Here is a 19,310-nt window from a genome sequence, read left to right on the forward strand (position 1 = left end):
GGGACGGCACTGCCGTCCCGGCTTTGCCACGCCCCCGGCGCGCTGCCTTGTCGAGGAGTGTGACCAATTCTGATTAGTCATCTGTGGCCTATGTCATATCTGGCTCTCAGTCTGTACTGTATGAATCGGCTGGTATCCGCCGGGGCGGGAGTCAACTCTTCATCCCGAACCCGTACCAGTCCGTCGTCCCCGGCAATGGCGCCGGGACCGTACCTTCTGAAAGGTTCAAACCACTCGTGAAATCACCAGGAAAGAGCTTCCTTCGAAGCGGGGGACTCCGGAGGGCCGTGGCACTGACCCTGGGCTTGCCGGTTCTCCTTTCAACCGTTGCCATTGCGCCCGCCATGGCGGCTCCCGGCCAGGGAGCGACAGTGGCCGAAGTCGCCCAGAAGAATCTGGATCCCGCCAGCTACCCGGACGGGCGTTACATCGTCCTGCTCACCGAGAAGCCGGCAGCCACCTACGAGGGCAGCACGGCAGGGCTGCCTGCCACGAAACCGTCGAAGGGCAAGAAGCTCGACGCCAACAAGGCCGAGGTCAAGAAGTACCGGGCCCACCTTGAGAAGAAGCAGTCGGACATCGCGAGCAAGCAGAGCGTCAAGATCCAGCGCCAGTTCTCCGCCGCGGTCAACGGCTTCAGCGCCACCCTCACCACGGACCAGGCCGTCAAGCTCGCCAAGGACCCCAACGTCCTGACCGTGGCCCGCGACACGGAAAACGCCCCGGACTACTCCAGCACCGATTTCCTCAAGCTCAGCGGCGAGAACGGGACGTGGAACACGAAGTTCGGCGGCCAGGACGCAGCCGGCAAGGGCGTCGTCGTCGGTGTGATTGACACCGGCTACACCCCGGACAGCGCCTTCTTTGCCGGCGAAGAGGTCAAGCCCCTGGTGGGCTCGCCCGTCGTCGGGGTGCCCTACCGCACCGCCGACGGCAAGATCGCCATGCTCAAGGCCGACGGCGAGACCTTCGTCGGGGAATGCCAGAAGGGCACCGGAACGGGTGCGTCCTTCGACGGTTCCGCCTGCAACTCCAAGGTCCTCAGCGCGCACTACTTCGCCGACGACTTCCTGGCCTACGTTCCGCCCGGCGACCGCGCCCCGGAGGAGCAGCTGTCCCCGGTGGACGTGGCCAGCCACGGCACCCACACGGCCAGCACGGCTGCCGGCAACAAGAACGTCGAGACCTTCGTTGACGGCCGCAGCTTCGGCCTGACCAGCGGCATTGCGCCCGCCGCGAAGCTCTCGGTCTACAAGGTGTGCTGGGAGGACACCGATCCCAACACGGGCGGCTGCTACAGCTCCTCGTCGGTGGCCGCCGTCGAGCAGGCCATCGAGGACGGCGTGGACGTCCTGAACTACTCAATTTCCGGCTCAGCGACCTCCGTCATTGACCCGGTGTCGGTGGCCTTCCTGAACGCTGCCGCCACGGGCATCTTCGTGGCCGCGTCCGCCGGCAACTCCGGCCCGACCGCGAGCACGGTCAACCACGGCGGCCCGTGGGTCACCACCGTTGGCGCCAGCACCTTCTCCCAGGAGCTGCAGGGCACGGTCGAATTCGCCGACGGCACCAAGTTCCGCGGGGCCAGCATCATGAACGGCGAAGTCAAGGACGCCGGCGTCGTGCTGGCCGCCAACGCTGCCGCCACCGCCGGGAACGCCAACGCGGCCCTGTGCGGACCTGACACCCTTGACCCGGCGAAGGTTGCCGGCAAGGTTGTGGTCTGCGACCGCGGCGTCTTCGACCGCGTGGCCAAGAGCGCCGAGGTCAAGCGCGGCGGCGGCGTCGGCATGATCCTGGTGAACCTCAGCAACTCCTCCCTGGATGCCGACCAGCACTCGGTCCCCACCGTCCACGTGAACCCGCCGGCCACCGAAGCCATCAAGGCCAAGGTGACGGCCACCCCGGACATCAAGGTTTCCCTGATCAACAAGGACACCACCGGCCTGCCGCTGGAGGCCCAGCCGCAGATTGCCGGCTTCTCCTCGCGCGGCCCGCTGCTGGCCACCGATTCGGACCTGCTGAAGCCGGACGTTGCCGCTCCCGGCGTCGCCATCCTGGCCGGCGTCTCGCCCATCGCGGAAGGCGGCGCCAAGTTCGGCTTTATGTCCGGTACGTCCATGGCCTCCCCGCACGTCGCCGGCTTCGGTGCCCTGCTGCTGGGCAAGAACCCGAACTGGTCCCCGGCCACGGTCAAGTCCGCCATGATGACCACGGCCTCCGACGTCAAGCTCGCAGACGGGTCCAAAGACACGGACGTCCACGCCACCGGCGCGGGCGAGGTGGATCCGGCCCGTATGGTCGATCCGGGCCTGGTCTACGACGCCAGCTTCGAGGACTACCTGAAGTTCATCCAAGGCACCGGCATTGATCTGGGCCTGCCGACCAGCACCAAGGCCCGGGACATGAACGTCCCGTCCTTCTCACTGGGCAACCTCGCCGGCAAGATCACGGTCACCCGCACGGTGACCGCTCTGACCCCGGGCGTTTACAAGGTCACGGCCAACGTCCCCGGCATCAAGGTCAGCGTGGCTCCGGCCGCCCTGAACTTCAAGAAGGCCGGTGAAACGCGGACCTTCAAGGTCAGCTTCGAGAACCAGGGCGCCGCTCTGGGCAAGTTCGCCATGGGCTCGCTGAGCTGGCAGGGTGCGGGCAAGACCGTCACCTCGCCCATCTCGGTCCGCCCGCAGTCCGTGGTGGCCCCGAAGGATGTCTTCTTCAACACCACGGCCGCCACCGGTTCCGGCGACATCAATGTCGTCTCCGGCACCAACAACCCGGTCAGCATGACGCTGGACGGCCTCTCGAAGGCGGACTCCTCCGCCGTTGAGCTGGTCCCGGGTCCGTTCACCGGCCGCGCCGACGCCTCGACCTTCGTCAAGACCGTCACGGTTCCGGCCGGGGTTCCGCTGGCCAAGTTCTCGGTGGTCTCCTCTGACCCGGACTCGGACTTCGACATGTGGGTCGTCACTCCCCGAGGTGTCGAGCAGGTCGCAACGTCCTCCTCGAGCGAGACGCTGTCGATCAGCAACCCGGCAGCGGGCAAGTACACGATCTACGCGAACCTGTACTCCAGCCCGGACGGCAAGGCCCGCAAGGCCTCGGTGGACGCCGCGGTGCTCGGCGCGAACGTGGGCAACGCGACGCTGTCGCCGAACCCGCTCAAGCTGGCCAACGGCAAGGCCGGCAAGGTCACGCTGAACTGGAAGGGCCTCGCGACCGGCTCCTACATTGGCCGGGTGACCTTCGCCGGAGCCAGTGAGCCGACGTTTGTCAGCGTTGTGGTGTCGCCGGCCGGCACCGCCACTGTGGCTCCCTCCGCGGGGGCTCCGGCCACGGTTGCGGACCAGGGCGCAGGCCAGGCCCGCAACAACGCCATCTAGGCGGTTAGGCAGCTAACAAAAGCGATGGCCGGCGGTGGTACCGCCGGCCATCGCTGTTTAACGTCCGCGAATCAGCTGGCTCCGGTGGAGCCGGCGGCGCCGCCCAGCAGCGGCGCCATGGCGCGCCAGCGGGCGATTTCACAGCCGTCCGTGCGGCTGAATTCGCTGTGCACCTCCCGGCCCCGGTAGCGCCCGGTGACTATGGCCACCTGCGGACCGCCGTACTGCTGCGTGCACAGCCGGGGCGGCCCCGGCTGGGGGAAGAAGATTTCCTCGCCGTGCTGCCCGAGGGCCTCGAGTGCGGCGGCGGGGTCCGGCAGCGTGGATCCCTCGCCGACTGCGCCGCCGTCGGCGAGCAGGCGGAAGCTGAACTCGGGGGCGCCGGGCGCCTCCGTCAGCCGGATGGTGAGGTCGACGTCGGGGTGGCTGTCCGGTCCGGCGGGGTCAGTCATGGGCGTCCTTCCGGGACTGTAGATTGAGGGGCCGCGGCGGTGCCGGCGGCGTCCAGCAGCGGCGTGAGCTGGTGCAGCAGCCGCCTGCGCAGCTCCTGCGAGGCGGCGGCGAATTCCCGCTGGTGCTCCACGTATTCGGCCTTGCCGTCCGGGGTCTCAATCCGGATCGCCGGGTACCCCCATTCGCTCAGCTCGTACGGGGAAGCGCGCATATCCATGGCACGGATCCGCCAGGACAGCTCAAAGCAGTCCATCACCAGCTCGCTGGGCAGCGCGGGGGCCAGCTTGTAGGCCCACTTGTACAGGTCCATGTTGGCGTGCAGGCAGCCGGGCTGTTCCATGGTCCGTTGGTTCTCCCGGCTCGGCGCCAGGGCGTTCAGCGGGACCGCATCCGGGGTGTAGAAACGGAACGCATCAAAGTGCGAGCACCGGATCCTGTTGTCCTCGACCACCCGGTCCGTCCGCTGGGAACCGAGCCGCAGCTTCAGGTACTCGTGCCGCAGCTCAAACTTGTCCTGCCGGTAGACCATCGCCCACTCGTGCAGCCCGAAACAGCCGAACTGGGCCGGCCGCGCCGCTGTTCCGGCGAGGATGATGCCGGCAAACTGGAGGGCATCGCGCCGCTCGGTAACGAACCGTTCGACGTCGACCGTCACCGCGTCCGTTCCCGGCGCCAGCCCCGCGGCGGCGAGTTCACCGGCGTCGGGGACACGGTAGTACTTCCAACCGGAGCGCTCCGCTGCCGCAGGCCCGGACAGCACGACGCCGGCGCCCGGGTGCCAGCGCAGCAGCTGGCCGGGTTTCTGGGTGTAGTAGGTGAAGAGGAAGTCCTCCACGGGGTGTTTCTGGCCGGCCGACCGCCGGGCGAGGTAGGGGTCAGAGTAGGTCCGGACGCGTTGCTGGTGGGCGGCCTCTCGCGCCAGCCAGTCGTCCTGAGGGAGATGTTGCAGCTTAGGCTCCACCGCTGGATCCCAGAACATCCTTGGCGGCATTCCAGGCAGCGATCTGGCAGCCATCGGTCCGGCTGAACTTCGATTCGACGGCTTTGCCGTCCACGGAGCCGGTGACGGTCGCCTGCTGCGGGCCGCCGTACTCCACCGGGGCCTGCTGAGTACATGCCCGGTCCTTGCTCACCGGAGCGGGTGTGAGGATAGTCGGATTATTCTTGATGGCCGTGCAGGCAGCCGCCGCTTTCGGGTGCTTGCTTTCCGCCGCCGGTACCCCGTTCCGGCAGACGAGGGTGTAATTGACGGCCTTCGCGCCCTGGCCGGACGTGATCATGATGGCCAGCTCGGCGTTGCCCTGCCCGGGGCCGGCGGAAGGAAACTCGGCCGACGGCGAGGGGGCCGGGACGGTGGTTTCAGCGTCGGCGGAGGGGGTGCTGCCCGGTGACGAGGCGGACGCCGAACCGGTGGACGACGCGCTGGGTGCGGGTCCGCCGCCCGGCGCGCACGCGGCCAGTCCGACGGCCGTCATCAGGATGAGCGCGGTGGGAATCAGGTTCTTGCGCATGGGCTCTTCTCCTCGGTCTCAGCCCCATTCTAGCGCCGCGGCGGGGTCCTCGGCCGGGCCGGAAGTACCCCTAAAAGGCGGTCCCGTTTCCCCGGCTGCCCGGGTGGCGGCGATCAGCCGCATCATGGCGGCATGCAGCTCGCCCACCTGCTCCCGGTCCAGGCCCAGCAGGGCCATCATGGTGCCGGGGACCGCCGTCGCCTGCTGCCGCAGCGCTGCGCCACGCGGGGTCAGCCGCACGGCGAGGCTGCGTTCGTTGCCCTCGGCCCGCTGCCGGGTGATGTAGCCCGCGGCTTCAAGCCGCCGCAGCAGCGGCGAAATCGTTGCGGGTTCCTGGGCGAGGGCGTCACTGATGTCGCGGACCGAGCGCGGGCTGGATTCCCACAGGCAGAGCATCACCAGGTATTGCGGGTGGGTGAGTCCCAGTTTGTCGAGGACCGGCTTGTAGGCACCCACCACGCTGCGGGAGGCGACGGTAAGGGCAAAGCACAGCTGGTGTTCGAGCAGGAGGTCTTCATCCACGGGGGCGGTGGGGGCGGATCCCGGGGTTCCGGTGGCATCGCTCAAGGGTGACTCCTCTAGATAGTTAGTGCACTAATGATTAGCGTACACTGGGAGGACATCTGGTTCTAAAAGGAGTGCGTAGCAATGGCGAAGGAAAACACCGCCCAGCGGTTTATGCGGGCAACCGGCAAGCTGCGGGCGGTTTTTGGCCCTGCCAGCCGCACCTCGCTGGGCCATGAAATGACCGAGCAGAACCGCCAGCTGCTGGCGCAGCGGGAGGCTGAGACCCAGCAATGGGAGACGCTCCACCGGCCCGACGGCAGCACTTACGTGGTGCCCCGCAACCCCGAGGACAAGTCCCTGCGCTAGGCCCGGTTGTCCCGGGATGCCGCCCCGCCGCCTGACGTGGCAAGGCCCGGCCCGCCGCGCGCCTTTTGCCGCCGCAGCCCGCCCCGCCGCCCGCCGCGCCTTTTGCCGCCGTCGGGCGTAAAATAAGGGCACTGGCGCCGCCCGCGCCACCGCTGTTCCGCTTGGCCTTCCAGCAGGAGAGGGGGTGGGAAATATGGCACGTGCACTGAGGAAAGCTGCGCTGAGCCGGCATCTGCACCCGTCGTCCTGGGCCCGGTTCCTCTTTGGCCCCGCCTCGCGCGGAGATTACTCCGCACCGGTGGTGCACCGGCACGACGACTTCGAGGCAGCCTCGGAAACCGACCTCGCCGGCTTCGAAGTGGAGACCGACGCTCACGGACACCGTTACGCCGTCCGGCGGGAGGACCTCCCGAAGGAGCAGGTCTGACCTCGTCCGGAAACAGGACACAAAAAGGGAGCGGCAACTGCCGCTCCCTTTTTGTGTCCGCCTGGGCGCTTCGTCGCCCGTGGAAGTCCTAGCGGCCGGTGCCGCCGTACACCGTGGCCTCGTCCTCGCTGTCCAGGTCAAATGCCTTGTGGATGGCGCGCACGGCGTCGTCCAGCAGGTCGGCGTGCGTCACCACGGAGATGCGGATTTCCGAGGTGGAGATCATGTTGATGTTGATCCCCGCCTCGGAGAGCGCCGCGAAGAACCGTGCCGAGACGCCCGGGTGCGAACGCATGCCGGCACCGATCAGGGACAGCTTGCCGATCTGCTCGTTGTATTCGATGCTCTCAAAGCCGATCTCGGCCTGCGCGGCGCGGAGGGCGGCGAGGGCGTCGGCGCCCTCGACGATCGGCAGGGTGAAGGAGATGTCCGTCCGGCCGGTCCCGTGGGTGGAGACGTTCTGGACGATCATGTCGATGTTGGAGTGCGCATCGGCGATGACCTGGAAGATCGCCGCGGCCTTGCCGGGGATGTCCGGAACGCCGACCACGGTGACCTTGGCTTCGGAACGGTCGTGTGCAACGCCGGAGATGATTGGCTGCTCCAAGGCAACTCCCTCTTGAATCGTGATCTTGTCATCGGCGCTGGGCAGGACCCAGGTGCCTTCGTTCTGGCTGAATGAGGACCGGACGTGCAGCGGCACGCCGAAACGGCGTGCGTATTCCACGCAGCGCAGGTGCAGGATCTTGGCGCCGGAAGCCGCGAGCTCCAGCATTTCCTCGCTGGAGATGCGGTCGATCTTGCGGGCGGACGGGACAACGCGCGGGTCCGCGGTGTAGATCCCGTCAACGTCGGTGAAGATCTCGCAGACGTCGGCGTCGAGGGCTGCGGCCAGCGCCACCGCCGTCGTATCCGAGCCGCCCCTGCCCAGGGTGGTGATCTCATTCGTGGTCCGGCTCATGCCCTGGAAGCCGGCAACAATCGCGATGTGCCCCTTGTCCAGGGCCGTGCGGATCCGGTGCGGGTCGACGTCGATGATCCGGGCCTTGCCGTGGATCCCGTCGGTGATCATGCCGGCCTGCGAGCCGGTGAAGGACTGGGCGGAGGCGCCGTACTTGTTTATGGCCATGGCGAGCAGGGCCATGGAGATGCGCTCACCGGCGGAGAGGAGCATGTCCATTTCCCGGGCCGGGGCGGAGTCGGTGACCTGGGCGGCCAAGTCGAGGAGTTCGTCGGTGGTGTCGCCCATGGCGGAAACCACGACGACGACTTCGTCGCCGGCGTTGTGGGCGTCCACGACGCGCCGGGCAACCCGCTTGATACCTTCCGCGTCCGCCACGGAGGAACCGCCGAACTTCTTCACCACGAGGTGCTTGGTGGCGGCAGGGATGGCGGGCAGCTCCTGCGGCTGCGGTCCGGGGTGGACTTCGGTAGTGGGCAAACTCATGCGCGCACCCTCACTGGATCATCGGGGTTCTGGGCGAAGCTACTGGACGGCGCAGCCAAACGGCGCGACGGCGGCTTCTCAGCCAAGTTTATCGCCGCCGAGGGTCCGGAGTTGAATTGTGACCGATCGGCAGCCCGGCGGGAGGGGCCACGGCAACCCGGGATTGCGGACATGCCCGGCTCCCGATGCCAGGAATGAGCATGCTCCACCGCTCCTGCGGACATGCCCGGCTCCCGGTGCCAGGAATGAGCATATTGCCACTATGTCCATTCCTGGCCGGCCCCGACGGGCATGTCCGATGCGCGTGACGCGGCGCAGGGGCCACACGGGTCACTTAGGTCACGCGGTCGTGGGGTTGGACGGGACAGGCGGGGTCACTCGGGCCGATCGAGCCGGTAGCGCCAAGAGGGAAGGTTCTTCCCGGCGGTGTCTTCGGCGGCGGTGAAATAGTGGTCCTGCCGGAAGCCCAGGCCTTCGAGCAGCCTGCGCGAGGGCAGATTGGGTTCGTAGACACCTGCAAAGACAGTCCGGCTGGCGCGGGCGGTAAACAACCACTGCACCAAGGCGCCGGCGGCTTCCCGGCCGAGTCCCAGCCCGTGGTGGTCCGGGTGCAGGATGTAGCCGAGGCTCGCTGCATGAGCCGGGATCCGGCCGGCCGCAGGGGGTGCATCGGAGTTCCAGGTCCGGGCGTCGCCGATCACCTCGCCACTGGACTGGAGCTGGATGACCCAGCCGAAGTTGAACCATGCCGGGGTGGACGCAGCCGAGGCCGCAAGCACCTTCCGCACCCTGGCCGTGTTCTCCGCCGGGCTAAGCGGAGCGTGGGAGAGATACCGCACGGCTTCCGGGTCGCCGCGGAACGGGAGGACGGCGTCGTCGTCGTCGGCAGTCAACGGCCTCACGATCAGGCGCTCGGTGCGCAGGGGTGCGGGGGCGCCGCGGAGGGCCGTCATGGCCCTGTCAGCTCAGCGCGTTGCGGCGGCCTTCGAAGGCGCGGCCCAGCGTGACTTCGTCGGCATATTCGAGGTCCCCGCCAACGGGAAGGCCGGACGCCAGCCGGGTGACGGCGATGCCGATCGACTTGAGCATCCGGGCGAGGTAGGTGGCGGTGGCCTCGCCCTCGAGGTTGGGGTCCGTCGCGATGATGATTTCCTGGATGGCGCCGTCGTTGAGCCGGGTGAGCAGTTCCCGGATCCGGAGCTGTTCGGGGCCGATCCCGGCAATCGGGTTAATCGCGCCGCCCAGCACGTGGTACCGGCCGCGGAAGGAGCGGGTGCGCTCCACCGCGAGCACGTCCTTGGACTCCTCCACAACGCAGATCACGGACGGGTCGCGGCGCGGGTCGCGGCAGATGTTGCATAGTTCCTGCTCGGTGACATTGCCGCAGACGGTGCAGAACTTGACCCGTTCCTTGACCGTGGTGATGGCCTCGACCAGGCGCTTCATGTCCTGCGGGTCGGCTTCGAGGATGTGGAAGGCGAGCCGCTGGGCGGACTTGGGCCCGACGCCGGGAAGGCGGCCGAGCTCGTCGATCAGCTCCTGAACTGCACCTTCGTACACAATTTCCTCGTTCGTTTGGGGGAGTGGCGGGCCGGGTGGCCGCCGGGAGGGCTAGAAGCGCGGCGCCAGCGGGCTTCCGTCCAGGGAGCGCTCTTCGAGCAGCTTCCCGCCCAGAATACGCTCGACGGCGGCGCGGCCGAAGACGCCCGATTCCTCGATCGTTTCATCGTCGGCGCTGGGAATGTCCTGTTCATAGCTGGTGGCGGCGACCGCGGCGCGCGCGGGTGCCTTGGCGCGTCCGGCCTCCGCTTCGGGGCTGTTGGACAGGCGCTGGTAGAGGCTCTGCCGTTCCGACGCCGGAGGCGCGCCGACGGGAGCCGTGGCCACGACCGGGGCGGCCGCGGCAGTGATCACCGCGGGCCCGGCGCCGGCCGGGACGAGCTGGGGTGAGGGTGCCCGGGTGTCCGGGGAGCCGGCGTTGCCGGGGCCGGGTCCGGCGTGGCCGGATCCGGCCGAGAAAGCACCGACCGGTTCGGGAATCTGGGCGGCGGCCGGTTCGTAGTGCGGCGGCTCCGGTTCTGGAACGCGCGGCGCCGGATCAGCCTCGGCCTCGGGCGCAGGGCGGCGCCCCACATTCAGTTCCGTGCCGACGGTCCAGACCCCGGGGGACTCCTCCACGGCGCGCGCCCAGGGGTCTTGGGACGAGTCTTGGGCGGGGCGGGCAGGTGCCTGCGCGGTGGCGGCCGGCCCGTTGTTGCCCGTGCGGGCGCGTGCCGGGGTGCGTGGGGCTGCCTGGGCGGCTGCGGGCGCAGGCCGGACAGCTGCCGGGGCTGAGGGATCCCAGTCCATCGGCGGCTCTTCCTCTAGCGGCGGCGCATCCTCGTCCCGTGGCGGGCCCCAGTCGTCGTCCGGGTAGGAGTAGGAGCCGCCGGGTTCGGACGCTGGTTCGCTGGAAGATCCGGCGGCGGGTCCGGCGGCCGGGCCGGTGTACGGCGGTGCCGCCGCAGGGGAGGCAGCGGGCCGGGCCGCCGGCTCCCGGTCAGGCTGAGGCGCTGGTGTTTCCGCCGCTGCGGGTGTGGGTGTGGCCGTTTCCGCTGGTGCGGGCGTGGCAGGGGCGGCCCCGGTCATGTCCGCGGTGCTGCCCGCGGGGCTGGACGGGGATTCCTGCGCTGCTCCGGCCGCTGGGGCCAGGCCCCAGGCGACGTCCGCCGAGGTGGCCGGGGCCTCCCGGCTAGCGGGCGCTTTTGGGTTTGGCTCAGAGCTCGCTGCGCTGTTGTTGCCGCCGGCCACGGCTGTGATCTGGCAGTCGATGCCGATCGTCTTATGGATCGCCTGGCGCAGGTTTTCGGCGTGGTCTGCCCGGCCAAAGGCGCCGGCAAGCCCGGCCGTGGTGAACGACAGCGTCAGGACCTGGCCCTCGAAGTGGCCGACTTGCGCGTTGGGTTCGACCAGCGCCCAGGTGCTCCGCTTGATCTTGGTCAGGGTCTGGAGGATCTCTGGCCAGGCGCGGCGCAGGACCTCGACGTCGGGTCCGGACGCCGCAGCGGGTGCGGGAGCGGGCGTTGAGGCCTGCGCCGTTGCCGGTGTTGCCGCGGGGACATTGCCGGCCGGAGGCGCGGCCGGTGATGCCGCGGGGACATTACCGGCCGGAGGCGCGGCCGGTGATGCCGGTTCGGTCGGAGCCGACGGGGACGGCTGGGACTGTTGGGCGGGTGCGGGTGCGGGTGCCGCGGCCGCTGCTGCGGTGTCTGCAGGTGCCTGCTCCGGGCGTGATGTCCCGGCGGGCTGGCTTTCCGGGGCGGACGTCGAGGGTGCGGGCGGGCGCGAGATCCCGTTCAGGGACGTGGGAGCTTCCACCGGCCAGTCCTGGGTGCTGACCCGGGGCGCCGTGAGTTGCGGCCGTTCCGGCTGTGCATCCTGCGTGGCCGCTGCCCGGGCGGGGCTGGCCGACCGCACGTCGACGCCGGAGGGTGCGCTGTCTCCCGATGATCCGGCGGGGCGGCCGGCATCCGGGGCGGGGGCAGTCACCGGGCGGGCCGCCGGTACAGCGGGGGTCGGAGGAACGGCTGCCGGTGCCACAGCAGCTCCGACGGCCGGCCCAGTGGCGGGTGTCCCGACGTCGTTCCCGGCGTAATTGAGGCGCCGCTCCACCCGGTCGATCCGGGCGGCGATGCCGCGTTCGGTTTGCTCGGAGCTCGGCAGAAGGATGCGGGCGCACAGCAGTTCAAGGTGCAGCCGCGGGGAGGTGGCCCCGGTCATCTCGGTGAGCGCGGTGTTGGTGACGTCCGCGGCGCGGGAGAGTTCGGCGGCGCCGAGGTTGTGGGCCTGGTTCTGCATCCGCGCGATCTGGTCCGCCGGCATGCCGCGCAGGATCGACTGGGCGCTCTCCGGCATGGCCTGCACGATGATGAGGTCGCGGAAACGCTCGAGCAGGTCCTCGACGAAGCGGCGGGGGTCGTGGCCGGTCTGGATGACGCGGTCCACGGCGCGGAACACGGTGGCGGCGTCGGAGGCAGCGACGGCCTCGACGACGTCGTCCAGCAGCGAGGCGTGGGTGTAGCCCAGCAGGGCCACGGCCAGTTCGTAGTCCAGCCCGTTGGGGCCAGCACCGGCCATCAGCTGATCCAGGACGGAGAGCGAGTCGCGCACGGAGCCGCCGCCGGCGCGGATGACGAGCGAGAGCACGCCCGGGGCCACGGGGACGCTTTCCTGCCGGCAGAGCAGTTCCAGGTAGGCCATGAGGGGTTCCGGCGGGACGAGCCGGAAGGGGTAGTGGTGGGTGCGGGACCGAATGGTGCCGATCACCTTGTCCGGCTCCGTGGTGGCGAAGATGAACTTGATGTGTTCCGGCGGCTCTTCGACGATCTTGAGCAGCGCGTTGAAACCGGCCGACGTCACCATATGGGCTTCGTCAATGATGAAGATCTTGTAGCGGTCCCGGACCGGGGCGTAGGTGGCGCGTTCGCGCAGGTCACGGGCGTCGTCCACGCCGCCGTGGCTGGCCGCGTCGATCTCGATGACGTCGAGCGAACCGGCGCCGCCGCGGGCCAGTTCAACGCAGCTGGGGCAGACGCCGCAGGGGGTGTCCGTGGGGCCCTCGGCGCAGTTCAGGCAACGCGCCAGGATGCGGGCGGAGGTGGTTTTGCCGCAGCCTCGGGGACCGGAAAAAAGGTAGGCATGGTTGACGCGGTTCTTCCGCAGGGCCGTCATCAGCGGCTCGGTGACGTGTTCCTGCCCGATAACGTCCGCGAACGAATCGGGACGGTATCTGCGGTAAAGAGCGGTAGTAACAGTCACAGCTAAACCCTACCAATCGGCACAGACATAAAAGACCCCCCATGCACCCGCCAGAGCCCATTTACCCTTGCTACCTTCCGGTCCTGGGGGAGTTCAACAGGATGACGCCACATGAGGGGCCGTCGACTACTTTACCCGACGATCGGGCGTGCCCCGAATCCGCCGGTTTCCCCGCGGGACATGCTCATTCTTCGGGCCCGGGAGTGGGCAGAGTGGGTCTATGTCCAGTGTTGGGCCTGGGCGCGGGGCATGTCCCGCGGCGGCGGGGGGTGCCGGGTGGGGGATTCAGGTCTGGTGCCGGTTTCCCCGGGGGACATGCTCATTCTTCGGGCCCGGGAGTGGGCAGATTGGGACTATGTCCAGTGCTGGGCCTGGGTGCGGGGCATGTCCCGCGGCGGCGGGTCCGAGGGCTCAATTGGGCTTAGTCGTGAAGTTCAGGTAGTCTAGTATCTGCTTTTGATTCAAAAGCTACTGGAGAATTCGCCTAGCGGCCTATGGCGCACGCCTGGAACGCGTGTTGGGTTAACGCCCTCGGGGGTTCAAATCCCCCATTCTCCGCGTTTGGCCCCGGTCTTTTGGACCGGGGCCTTTTTGCGTTCCGGGCCGGTGCCGCGCGACCCCGTCCAACGCGGGTAGAGGGCCAAGCAACTCAGCCGCCCGCGCAGCGCCAGCCACCCGAAGCCCCGCCACACCTAACCCGCGAACCCCAGGCGGCGGAGCCGTTCGCGGGCGGCCTGCTCACTCGGGCCGACTTTGCCCAGGGCAAGGTGGACGACGCCGAGCGTGACCTTCGTCGCCAGCTTCACCGGCAGCGGGATGGGGCCCAGCCGCGCTGTCCGCAGCCCCAGCATGTCCCGGTACTTAGGCTCGAGGCTGGCCACCGCGGCCGCGAAGAGCACCCGGTATCCGGGCTTGAGCACCGGGTGGAGCGGGGGATCGCGGATGAAAGCCACCGTTTCGGCGACCTTCGGGCCCGAACTGAGGTCGCTGTCGTCGTACCAGCGGTCAAGTTGCCGGCGCATTTCCGCCTCGCTCAGGGGCGGCGACTCCACCCCCATCAGGGTCCCTGCCTGCGCCCATTCGCGCACGTACGCATCCGGGCCGCCGGGAATCGGCCGGCCCCAGATCTTGTGCGTGGACAGGAACGCGTCGGTGAAGGCGATGTGCACCCAGCGGAGCAGTTCCGGATCGTTCGCCGAGTAGGGCCGGGCCACACCGTGGCCATCGATGTAGTCCCCGCGCACCGACTCGTGCAGCCGCAGGACCCAGCCGGACGCGGCGCGGGCCGCCCCGGTCGACCCGTAGGAGACCGTGAAAATCCAGCGGATCGTCCCGGCGAGCCTGCCCAGGGGATCTTCGCGGAAGCGTGAATGGTCGTGCACCCCGGCCAAAGCGCCCGGGTGCAGGGCCTGCATAAGCAGCGCACGGATGCCGGCGACAATTGTCGGCATGTCCCCGTGCACCGCCCAGACGGCGGAGCCGGGGAGGTGGAAACCGGCGTCCTCGCCCTCGGCGAGACGGCCCACCCACTCCGGAACCGCGTCCCGGGTTCCGGTGAACGTTTGTTTGAGCTCGGCCTGCCACTCTCTGAGGACGTTGCGCATACCCCTATTCTTACCCGGCCGGTCCGGGGCCGATACCTGTTTTCCGGGTGAGGCTACTGGGGCGCCCCGCAGGCCGCCGAGCGCTGGCCCCGAATCCCCCGAAACCCGCCCCGCACCCGGGCATTCCGGAGGTTCCCAGACCCGGCGGAGTGTGTTCACATAGAGGGTGGGTCCGTTGGGACGGGGGCCTGGCGGACAGAATCGCGGGAGTCACATCGTGGGAAAACACTGGGGAAACTCAACGAGTGGGCAGTCCAAGACTTCACGGGCTGTTGCGCGCTCCCTGGCGGCGGCCTCTGGTGTGGCCCTCGCCTTGCTGGTTTTTGGGCCTCCGGCGCCTGCCGGTCCCTTGGCGCGGGAGGCAGCCCGGGCGGCGTCGCAGCCGCTGCTGGCCACCGGCTCTCCCGGACCAGCGTTGCTGGATCCCGGAACCGGCGCGTCCGCTGATCCGGCGGGCGCCGGGCGGGGCTCGTCGGTGCTGACCGTGGACCGCCGTGCGATGGTGTCCTTTGCCCGGACCACGGTCCAGACCAGATCCAAAGACGACAAGATCGAGCTCCGGGTGGCGTCCGCCGGCCTGCAGCGGCCGCCCAAGGGTTTCCTGATGGCTCCGCTCGAGACGCTGACGGAGTCATCCCCGTTTGGCCTGCGCACCAGCCCGCTGACCGGAACTGCCGGCGAATTCCACTGGGGCCAGGATTTCGCCGCCCCGTGCGGGACCCGGGTGTATTCGGCCGACGCCGGTGTGGTGCGTGCGGTCGGATGGCACCCGTGGGGCGGCGGAAACCGGGTGGAAATCGACCATGGCAACGGCCTCATCACCACGTACAACCACCTTCAGGGCATCGCCGTGAAGAAGGGCGAGTCGGTGGGCGTGGACGAGGTCATTGCCCGGGTCGGCACGACCGGCTCGTCCACGGGCTGCCACCTTCACTTCGAGACGATCCTCAACGGCTCGCACGCCAACCCGTTGGACTGGAAATTCCTTCCAACACTGCAAGTGGACCGGCTCGACGACATCCAGATGGTCAGCTATGCCCCCGGCGCCGGCAAACAGGGTTCCGGCGGCGCGGGGAGCACTGGCGCGGACTGGGCGATTCCGGTGGCGGAGGACCACACCCACGCCGTCACCGGCGGGGTGCAGGAGACACCTGTGGCCGCGGTTCCGGACGCCGCTGCGGCCAAGCCGACGCCGAGCTCGACAGTGAAGCCGGAGCCCACGGCGCCTTCCGCCACGGCGACCCCGACGCCGACCCCGACGCCGACTGCGACGCCGACTGCAACGCCGACGCCGACCCCGACGCCGGAGCCCACGCCGACTGCGACCCCGACGGCGACCCCGACGGCGACTGCGACCCCGCCGTCCACCACGACCGCGCCGACCCCGGCCGTGCCCCCCGCGCCGGCCCCGACGCCCACCACGGCGGTGACCGCTCCGGCGTCGGCCCCGGCCGCGCCCGCTCCGGCGCCTACCCTGACGGCAGCACCGCAGGAAACGGCGGCCACCAAGCCGGCGGACACACTGGCGCCTGTCGCGTCCCCGACAAAATAGCCCGACGGTCCGGTGCGCCCCGGACCCATACCCGCGCCCTCCGGTGCCGAAGCACAGTTGAAAACTCTTCCTGCCACCGAGCCCGTGAGGAAACCGCCCCATGACGTCCCTGCATTCCATCCCGCTGACCCTTAACGACGGCACTGACACGGACTTTGGCCGGTTCCGGGGCCAGGTGGTCCTGGTGGTGAACGTGGCATCCCAGTGCGGGTTCACGCCGCAGTACGCCGGGCTGGAGGCCCTGCACAACAAGTTCCGGGAGGAGGGCTTCACCGTCCTGGGCGTTCCGTGCAACCAGTTCGCCGGGCAGGAGCCGGGCGCCGACGCGGAAATCGCGGAGTTCTGCGAACGCAACTTCGGCGTGACCTTCCCGCTGACCACCAAGGCAAACGTCCGCGGCAGGAACCAGCATCCGCTTTATGCGCAGTTGACCAAGTTCAAAAACGGCCTGCTGCCGGGGTTGGTGAAGTGGAACTTCGAGAAGTTCCTGGTGAACCGCGACGGCGAGATCGTGGCCCGCTTCGCACCGACCGTCGAGCCGGACTCGCCGGAGGTCATCGAAGCCGTGCGGCAGGCGCTCGGCTGAGCCCATGTCGGGCCTCCGCCGCCCGCCGCGCCGGGCCTCCGCCGGTCGACTCAGCGGGGTAACTGGCCGCCCCGGCCGGGCAGCGGGCCACGCAAGGGCACAAGGGGCCCTACCCCAAAGCCTGCTTCCGGCCTAGACTGGCGACACCCTCCGACATACCGGGCACACCCGCGGCGCAGACACGTCCGCCCGTCGGCAGCGCAGCCGACATAGGCCCTGTGGAGGGCGCATCAGAATGCTTCGTGAGTCACAACTGGGCACTCAACTTTGGGGGTCCGTGAAACCAGGAGGAAAGTGATGACAGGAAACAAAGCCGTTGCCTACAAAGGGCCAGGAAAAGTCGAACTGATCGACATTGACTATCCCACCTTCGAGCTCAAGGACGGCCCGGGGGTCAACCCCGCCAACGTGGGCCGCCCGGTGCGCCATGGCGTAATCCTCAAAACCGTTGCCACGAACATCTGCGGCTCGGACCAGCACATGGTCCGCGGGCGCACCACCGCCCCGGCAGACCTGGTGCTGGGCCACGAAATCACTGGCGAAGTCGTGGAGGTCGGCCCGGACGTCGAGTTCATCAAGGTGGGGGACATCTGTTCCGTCCCCTTCAACATCGCCTGTGGCCGCTGCCGGAACTGCAAGGAACGCAAGACCGGCATCTGCCTGAACGTCAACCCCGCCCGTCCGGGCGCAGCGTACGGGTACGTGGACATGGGCGGTTGGGTGGGAGGCCAGGCAAACTACGTCCTGGTCCCGTACGCGGACTGGAACCTGCTGAAGTTCCCCGACCGGGACCAGGCCCTTGAGAAGATCATGGACCTGACCATGCTGTCGGACATCTTCCCCACCGGCTTCCACGGCGCCGTGACTGCCGGCGTCGGCGTCGGCTCCACCGTCTACATCGCCGGGGCCGGACCCGTGGGACTCGCTGCGGCCACGAGTGCGCAGCTGCTGGGCGCCGCCGTCGTGATTGTCGGTGACATGAATGAGGACCGGCTCAAGCAGGCGCGTAGCTTCGGCTGCGAGACCGTGGACCTGTCCCAGGGTGGACCGGCCGAGCAGATCGAGCAGATCCTGGGAGTCCCCGAAGTCGACTGCGGCGTCGACGCCGTCGGCTTCGAAGCCAAGGGGCACGGCCACGACGCCAAGGAGGCTCCGGCGACGGTGCTCAATTCGCTGATGGAGCTCACGACGGCCGGCGGGGCCTTAGGCATTCCGGGCCTCTACGTCACGGGGGACCCGGGTGGCATCGACGAGGCAGCCAAGAAGGGTGCCCTCTCGCTGAGCTTGGGCACCGGCTGGGCCAAGTCGCTGAGCTTCACTACCGGGCAGTGCCCCGTGATGAAGTACAACCGCGGGCTCATGATGGCGATCCTGCACGACAAGGTCCAGATCGCGAAGAACGTCAACGCCAAGGCGATCTCGCTTGAGGACGCACCGAAGGGCTACGCCGAGTTCGACGCCGGTGCCGCCACGAAGTACGTGCTTAACCCGAACGGCTACCTCAGCTAGCCGCTACACAACCGAGTAGTCCACTCTCCGGCGGGCACATACCGGCATATACCCGAGCAGGTATGTGCCCGCCGGCTTACCCGATTATTGCCGTTTTTCAAACATGCCTACTGGAGTTTGCACATTGCCGGCCGAAAGTCTGGTTGGATAGATCTAACTGAGAGGGACGCTGGAGGCAAATGCCCCCACCCAACCAGGAAGGTTGCAATGGAGCTCATCGAGGCCGAGCACCCCCGGCCACGTCATTTCCTCCTCCACTTGAGCGATCCGCATTTGCTGGGCGGTACGGATCCCCTGCACGGTGTGGTGGACGGCGACTCCCGGCTCAGACAACTTTTCGATCAAGTCCGTGCCTCCGGCGCGCGACCCGAAGCCGTGATTTTCACCGGTGACCTGGCCGACCGCGGCGAGGCGGAGGCCTACTCGAAGCTCCGTGCCATCGTGGACCCCGCCTGCAAGGCGATGGGCGCCAAAGTCATTTGGGCGATGGGCAACCACGACGACCGGGCCAACTTCCGGACCGGGCTGCTGGACCAACCCGCCGACGACGCCCCGGTGGACCACAGCTACTTCATCAACGGTCTGCGGATCATCACGCTGGACACCTCGGTGCCCGGGTTCCACCATGGCGAACTTAGTCCGGCGCAGCTTGAGTGGCTCGCCGCGGAGCTTGCGACGCCGGCGCCGGACGGCACCATCCTGGCCCTGCACCACCCGCCGGTGCCGTCCGTGCTGGAGCTCGCCGTGCTGGTAGAGCTCCGTGGCCAGGCGGCGCTCGCCGGGGTCCTGAGGAACTCCGACGTCCGGACCATCCTGGGCGGCCACCTTCACTATTCCACGACGGCGATGTTCGCCGGCATCCCCGTCTCGGTAGCTTCGGCCACGTGTTACACCCAGGATCTGAACGTCCCCGTGGGCGGCAGCCGAGGGCGGGACAGCGGGCAGTCCTTCAACCTGGTCCACGTCTACGAGCACACGATCGTGCACTCCGTGGTGCAGGTCGGCGACACTTTGCCCGCGGTGGGCGAATTCGTCACGGCCGAAGAGGTCCGGCGACGGATCGCCGCGGCCGGGATCCGGATTCCGCGGCAGGCGAGGCTCGAAGATCCGGCCCAGGCCCCCGGCCACCGCCGGCTCACCACCCGGAACTAACGGGGACTAGCCGGGC

General features: G+C 68.7%; 16 protein-coding genes, 1 tRNA gene and 1 other RNA gene. 8 read left to right on the plus strand and 10 right to left on the minus strand.

What is annotated here, in order from left to right; all coding sequences use genetic code 11:
- Positions 1-236 precede the first annotated feature (236 nt).
- The gene (locus tag AC1MED_RS02805) at positions 237-3,383 is read left to right on the plus strand and encodes a S8 family serine peptidase (RefSeq protein WP_479785331.1); all 3,147 of its coding nucleotides are present in this window, start codon (positions 237-239) and stop codon (positions 3,381-3,383) included.
- A 71-nt stretch (positions 3,384-3,454) separates the two neighbouring features.
- Here the strand turns inward: AC1MED_RS02805 and AC1MED_RS02810 are convergent, their stop codons facing one another.
- From AC1MED_RS02810 to AC1MED_RS02825, 4 genes are read right to left on the minus strand one after another with little or no spacing between them, the layout of a single operon-like run.
- A complete protein-coding gene (locus AC1MED_RS02810; RefSeq protein ID WP_479785332.1) occupies positions 3,455-3,835 on the minus strand; it encodes a serine protease inhibitor in 381 nt (126 codons plus the stop codon).
- Positions 3,832-4,815: a 3-methyladenine DNA glycosylase gene (locus AC1MED_RS02815; RefSeq protein WP_479785333.1), complete on the minus strand. Its 984-nt coding sequence runs from the start codon at positions 4,813-4,815 to the stop codon at positions 3,832-3,834. Before AC1MED_RS02815 ends, AC1MED_RS02810 begins: the two co-directional genes overlap by 4 nt.
- Positions 4,787-5,347: a serine protease inhibitor gene (locus AC1MED_RS02820; protein WP_479785334.1), complete on the minus strand. Its 561-nt coding sequence runs from the start codon at positions 5,345-5,347 to the stop codon at positions 4,787-4,789. The genes AC1MED_RS02815 and AC1MED_RS02820 overlap by 29 nt, the downstream gene beginning before the upstream one ends.
- Before the next feature lie 18 nt (positions 5,348-5,365).
- Positions 5,366-5,914 (minus strand): MarR family winged helix-turn-helix transcriptional regulator, encoded by a 549-nt coding sequence (locus AC1MED_RS02825; RefSeq protein ID WP_479785335.1) that lies wholly within the window; start codon positions 5,912-5,914, stop codon positions 5,366-5,368.
- A gap of 81 nt (positions 5,915-5,995) precedes the next feature.
- Between AC1MED_RS02825 and AC1MED_RS02830 the strand changes: the two genes are divergently transcribed.
- Positions 5,996-6,220 carry a hypothetical protein gene (locus AC1MED_RS02830; protein ID WP_346958622.1) on the plus strand — a complete coding sequence of 75 codons (225 nt, stop codon included), beginning with the start codon at positions 5,996-5,998 and terminating at the stop codon, positions 6,218-6,220.
- 193 nt (positions 6,221-6,413) lie between these two features.
- The gene (locus tag AC1MED_RS02835; RefSeq protein ID WP_479785336.1) at positions 6,414-6,647 is read left to right on the plus strand and encodes a hypothetical protein; all 234 of its coding nucleotides are present in this window, start codon (positions 6,414-6,416) and stop codon (positions 6,645-6,647) included.
- An 88-nt stretch (positions 6,648-6,735) separates the two neighbouring features.
- Here the strand turns inward: AC1MED_RS02835 and AC1MED_RS02840 are convergent, their stop codons facing one another.
- The 5 genes from AC1MED_RS02840 to ffs all read right to left on the minus strand — a co-directional run bounded on the left by AC1MED_RS02840 (position 6,736) and on the right by ffs (position 13,015).
- Positions 6,736-8,094, minus strand: coding sequence for an aspartate kinase (locus AC1MED_RS02840; protein ID WP_346958624.1), 1,359 nt, complete (start codon positions 8,092-8,094; stop codon positions 6,736-6,738).
- 374 nt (positions 8,095-8,468) lie between these two features.
- Positions 8,469-9,047, minus strand: coding sequence for a GNAT family N-acetyltransferase (locus tag AC1MED_RS02845; protein ID WP_346958625.1), 579 nt, complete (start codon positions 9,045-9,047; stop codon positions 8,469-8,471).
- A 7-nt stretch (positions 9,048-9,054) separates the two neighbouring features.
- Positions 9,055-9,654: a recombination mediator RecR gene (gene recR / locus AC1MED_RS02850; RefSeq protein ID WP_146335883.1), complete on the minus strand. Its 600-nt coding sequence runs from the start codon at positions 9,652-9,654 to the stop codon at positions 9,055-9,057.
- Positions 9,655-9,705: 51 nt separating this feature from the next.
- Positions 9,706-12,891, minus strand: a complete 3,186-nt coding sequence (locus AC1MED_RS02855; RefSeq protein WP_479785337.1) for a DNA polymerase III subunit gamma and tau — start codon at positions 12,889-12,891, stop codon at positions 9,706-9,708.
- 27 nt (positions 12,892-12,918) lie between these two features.
- Positions 12,919-13,015: signal recognition particle sRNA small type (gene ffs, locus AC1MED_RS02860), an RNA gene on the minus strand.
- Positions 13,016-13,364: 349 nt separating this feature from the next.
- Here ffs and AC1MED_RS02865 point away from each other — a divergent pair.
- Positions 13,365-13,449 (plus strand) — tRNA-Ser (locus tag AC1MED_RS02865).
- 134 nt (positions 13,450-13,583) lie between these two features.
- Here AC1MED_RS02865 and AC1MED_RS02870 read toward each other — a convergent pair.
- Entirely contained in the window at positions 13,584-14,495 is a 912-nt protein-coding gene (locus tag AC1MED_RS02870; RefSeq protein WP_479785338.1) for an oxygenase MpaB family protein, read from the minus strand.
- A gap of 349 nt (positions 14,496-14,844) precedes the next feature.
- Here AC1MED_RS02870 and AC1MED_RS02875 point away from each other — a divergent pair, with 349 nt between their 5' ends.
- The 4 genes from AC1MED_RS02875 to AC1MED_RS02890 all read left to right on the plus strand — a co-directional run bounded on the left by AC1MED_RS02875 (position 14,845) and on the right by AC1MED_RS02890 (position 19,294).
- Positions 14,845-16,047 carry a M23 family metallopeptidase gene (locus AC1MED_RS02875; RefSeq protein WP_479785339.1) on the plus strand — a complete coding sequence of 401 codons (1,203 nt, stop codon included), beginning with the start codon at positions 14,845-14,847 and terminating at the stop codon, positions 16,045-16,047.
- 100 nt (positions 16,048-16,147) lie between these two features.
- Positions 16,148-16,633, plus strand: coding sequence for a glutathione peroxidase (locus AC1MED_RS02880; protein ID WP_346958629.1), 486 nt, complete (start codon positions 16,148-16,150; stop codon positions 16,631-16,633).
- Positions 16,634-16,930: 297 nt separating this feature from the next.
- Complete coding sequence (gene fdhA / locus AC1MED_RS02885) at positions 16,931-18,142, plus strand: formaldehyde dehydrogenase, glutathione-independent (protein ID WP_479785340.1); 1,212 nt, start codon at positions 16,931-16,933, stop codon at positions 18,140-18,142.
- 207 nt (positions 18,143-18,349) lie between these two features.
- Positions 18,350-19,294 (plus strand): phosphodiesterase, encoded by a 945-nt coding sequence (locus tag AC1MED_RS02890; protein WP_479785341.1) that lies wholly within the window; start codon positions 18,350-18,352, stop codon positions 19,292-19,294.
- Positions 19,295-19,310: the final 16 nt, after the last annotated feature.

The sequence above is a fragment of the Arthrobacter sp. BI5 genome (genome assembly GCF_056680065.1).

Coding starts and splice junctions, on each gene's coding strand:
- AC1MED_RS02810 (WP_479785332.1), bottom strand. CDS start 3,835: ATGACTGACCCCGCCGGACCGGACAGCCACCCCGACGTCGACCTCACC.
- AC1MED_RS02835 (WP_479785336.1), top strand. CDS start 6,414: ATGGCACGTGCACTGAGGAAAGCTGCGCTGAGCCGGCATCTGCACCCG.
- AC1MED_RS02880 (WP_346958629.1), top strand. CDS start 16,148: ATGACGTCCCTGCATTCCATCCCGCTGACCCTTAACGACGGCACTGAC.
- fdhA (WP_479785340.1), top strand. CDS start 16,931: ATGACAGGAAACAAAGCCGTTGCCTACAAAGGGCCAGGAAAAGTCGAA.
- AC1MED_RS02840 (WP_346958624.1), bottom strand. CDS start 8,094: ATGAGTTTGCCCACTACCGAAGTCCACCCCGGACCGCAGCCGCAGGAG.
- AC1MED_RS02820 (WP_479785334.1), bottom strand. CDS start 5,347: ATGCGCAAGAACCTGATTCCCACCGCGCTCATCCTGATGACGGCCGTC.
- AC1MED_RS02890 (WP_479785341.1), top strand. CDS start 18,350: ATGGAGCTCATCGAGGCCGAGCACCCCCGGCCACGTCATTTCCTCCTC.
- AC1MED_RS02815 (WP_479785333.1), bottom strand. CDS start 4,815: ATGTTCTGGGATCCAGCGGTGGAGCCTAAGCTGCAACATCTCCCTCAG.
- AC1MED_RS02830 (WP_346958622.1), top strand. CDS start 5,996: ATGGCGAAGGAAAACACCGCCCAGCGGTTTATGCGGGCAACCGGCAAG.
- AC1MED_RS02870 (WP_479785338.1), bottom strand. CDS start 14,495: ATGCGCAACGTCCTCAGAGAGTGGCAGGCCGAGCTCAAACAAACGTTC.
- AC1MED_RS02845 (WP_346958625.1), bottom strand. CDS start 9,047: ATGACGGCCCTCCGCGGCGCCCCCGCACCCCTGCGCACCGAGCGCCTG.